This is a genomic window from Salinimicrobium profundisediminis (genome assembly GCF_026241755.1).
Taxonomy (GTDB): domain Bacteria; phylum Bacteroidota; class Bacteroidia; order Flavobacteriales; family Flavobacteriaceae; genus Salinimicrobium; species Salinimicrobium profundisediminis.
This window is the reverse complement of sequence record NZ_JAPJDA010000062.1, coordinates 1-2416: the sequence shown is the minus strand read 5'-3', so window position 1 is coordinate 2416 and position 2416 is coordinate 1. Positions and strand designations below refer to the sequence as shown.

The window sequence follows — 2416 nt, the reverse complement described above, 5'->3', positions numbered from 1 at the left end:
CTGCCGATACCTTTTTCGATACCTTTATGTATTGCTCGAAGTATTCAAGCATTGTTCTCATTAATGCCTGATCCTCTACATCCTTCGATTCGGGATCTTCATGAACTTCAACATTAACGGAGTAGTATTCATCCTCATCATAAAATTCCATTACTTCTGCTCTTTTGAGACCTTCAACTAACACGCGGATTGTACCATTGGGAAGCTTCAGCATCTGCTTCACTTTTGTCAGTGTACCCATATGATACAAATCGTCTTCTGAAGGGTCATCTATAGACATATCCTTCTGCGTAGTTAAGAAGATTAAATGGTCATCTACCATTGCTTTTTCAAGCGCTTGTACTGATTTTTCACGGCCAACATCTAAATGAAGCACCATTGTCGGATATACAAGCAAGCCTCTAAGCGGCAGGAGGGGGACGATGATTTCTTCCTTTTTCGTCATTTCTCATGCACCTCCAAATGCAAATCTAAAACCCTAATAATTGCTGATTTCTTTGTACAATTCTATCTTATTTACCTTGCAGTGTCGACTGTTTAGCCACTTTCTTCACGTACTTGCCTTAGTATCAAATAAGAACAGGCTCATTATGCCTCTAGTACCGTTATTTTTCCTCAAGCTTCTCTATCCTATTCCATTCGGAGAAACAGAAGACAATTAGACAATAAATCAGCTTGCAGTTCTTACACTGCAAGCTGGGATATTACATGCTTTCTTTCTTGGACAGTTCGATTGGCATGGATAATAATTGTTCTTTATAGCCGTCTTTTTGAATCGCAATTTTAAATACTTCGCTTAAATGGCTGACAGGAATAATGGTTATGCCGTCAATTTCCTGCAGTATACTTTGATGATTTTCCTGCGGGATAATGACTGTGGAGGCTCCTGCTTTTTTCGCAGCCTTGATCTTTGGATACACACCGCCAACAGGTTTTACAAATCCATGAATACTAATTTCTCCTGTCATTGCGATGGTATGATCAACTGGCAGCTTATAGATCGCCGAATAGATCCCCGTTGCCATTGCAATTCCTGCTGAAGGGCCGTCAATCGGCACTCCGCCTGGAAAATTAACATGAATGTCATACTCATCTGCCGGAACACCCATTGATCTTAAAACCGTTAAAACATTTTCAATGGAACCTCGCGCCATACTTTTGCGTCTAATCGACTTCCCTTGTCCGCCAATGCTTTCTTCATCAACAATACCCGTAATATTGATGCTGCCCTTATCATGGGCAGGAATCACAGTGACCTCGATATCGAGCAGTGCCCCGCTATTGGGACCATGCACAGCGAGCCCATTCACAAGTCCAACAGCTGCTTTTTCACCAATTTTCCGTTCCATCCTTGGAGTGAGCTGACTGGATTGAACAACCCATTCGATATCTTCGTCTTTTATGTAATTTCTTTCTTCAGTAATCGCTAATCCAGCTGCAATCTGAATCATATTAACAGATTCTCTGCCATTTCTCGCGTAGGATGCGAGTGTACTTAATGCTTTCTTACTGATTGATAACTTTACTTTTTCAGAAGCTTTCAATGCCACTGACTCAATTTCTTCCTCTGATAACTCACGGAAAAATACTTCCATGCAGCGGGAGCGAATGGCAGCAGGGATTTCACTCGGTGTCCTTGTTGTTGCTCCAATTAAACGGAAATCCGCAGGAAGCCCGTTCTTAAAAATATCGTGAATATGCGATGGAATTTGGGTGTTTTCTTCATTATAATAGGCACTTTCTAAAAATACTTTTCGATCTTCCAAGACTTTTAAAAGCTTATTCATTTGAATGGAATGAAGCTCTCCAATTTCATCAATGAACAGAACTCCGCCATGTGCATTTGTTACTGCACCTTGCTTTGGCTGAGGAATACCAGCTTGCCCCATCGCGCCAGCTCCCTGATAAATCGGATCATGGACAGATCCAATTAATGGATCGGCAATCCCGCGCTCATCAAATCTGGCTGTTGTTGCATCAAGTTCTATAAATATGGATGAAGCTTTAAATGGTGATTTATTATTCTTCTTTGCTTCTTCTAATACTAATCTTGCAGCTGCTGTTTTCCCGACACCAGGCGGTCCATAGATAATGACATGCTGAGGATTCGGTCCGCATAGCGCTGCTTTTAAAGCTTTTATTCCGTCCTCCTGGCCGACAATATCAGCAAATGTAGCAGGACGCACCTTTTCTGCTAAAGGCTCAGTCAGCGAAATGGATCTCATCTTCTTTAACTGATCCATTTCTTTTTTAGATTCGCGATCTATGGATACTTTTTGCGTGCGCTGACTTTTTAACAAGTTCCAAAAATACAACCCAATGACAATCCCAAAAAACAATTGAATAAATAACGCAATCCCCGTCCAACTCATGTCGTTCCCTCCTGAATTTTAATCTAGCTGTTAACTGCTAGTAT

General features: G+C 41.2%; 2 protein-coding genes. Both read right to left on the bottom strand.

Annotation, left to right across the window (positions count from 1 at the left end; all coding sequences use genetic code 11):
* On the bottom strand, positions 1-445 hold a 445-nt coding region (locus tag OQ279_RS18360), incomplete at its 3' end, for an LON peptidase substrate-binding domain-containing protein (RefSeq protein ID WP_266071320.1).
* 259 nt (positions 446-704) lie between these two features.
* Positions 705-2372 (bottom strand): ATP-dependent protease LonB, encoded by a 1668-nt coding sequence (lonB, locus tag OQ279_RS18355; protein ID WP_266071319.1) that lies wholly within the window; start codon positions 2370-2372, stop codon positions 705-707.
* Positions 2373-2416 lie beyond the last annotated feature (44 nt).